The organism is Campylobacter sp. RM12640, assembly GCF_020137595.1.
In the GTDB taxonomy this organism is placed as follows: domain Bacteria; phylum Campylobacterota; class Campylobacteria; order Campylobacterales; family Campylobacteraceae; genus Campylobacter_E.
On record NZ_JACGAU010000060.1, the window covers coordinates 1 to 888 of the forward strand.

Sequence of the window (888 nt, forward strand, 5' to 3'; positions counted from 1 at the left end):
TAATTAAATCTTTTAATTTATCTTCACTTATTTTTAATTCATTACTTATATTTTGGATATTAAATTTTTGTAATATTTCTTTTTCGTTATTATCTAAAGATTGTGATTTTTTAAGTTTTGCAATTATATTATTAAGTTTAATTTGTTCTTTTAATCTCTTAAGCTCTTCTTCTGCTATATTAAATTTAATTTTTTTATGTGGAATACTCATAAAAGAGTGATTTTCATCATCATATACAATCCCAAACTCATTTATATAATCTTTATCTTCCACATTCCAATATTCACCCGCTGTAACTTTGCCATCTAAGTCTTTGTCCATATCAATTATAATATCTAATGCCTCACTTAAATCAGACTTACCTTCAATACTATGAGCTATTCTATTTGAATCATAAGTTTCATCTATATTTGTTGCCTTTAGGAAATATTCTTTATTTTTATCTTGTAATAATTCATAATTTACATTAACTAAGTCAAACAAATTCCAAGCTTCTAAAGCCGTAATTTCTCCATCATTGTCTTTATCGGCTGCAAGATAATTTCTTGTATATGCCGTATCAGCAAACCAACCCACTACATAAGACGCTGCGTCTTTATCTAAAATAATTCCTTTATTAGTATCAATAAAATTATCTTCATTAAAAAATTCTTTTAATCTATTAATATTATTTTCACTAAGCTTTACCCCGATATTATCTTTATCAAGTCTAAAAAATACATTGTAATTTTGCTCTTTATTTGTCTTAAAGCTAAAAGAATTTGAATTAATACTTGCATTTAATTTATTTATATCAAGAGTGTTTAATTCTTTAATTTTTATATCACTTTTCCTAGCAATAGCAGTATTTTTTACTTGCGAGATATCTATTTTCATAAAGTTCCTTA

General features: G+C 24.3%; 1 protein-coding gene. It reads right to left on the reverse strand.

Translation table 11 applies throughout. The features are described 5' to 3' along the window. Nucleotides 1–877: hypothetical protein (locus AVBRAN12640_RS09865; protein ID WP_336613008.1), on the reverse strand; the 877-nt coding region annotated here is incomplete at its 3' end. Between the last annotated feature and the right edge of the window lie 11 nt (nt 878–888).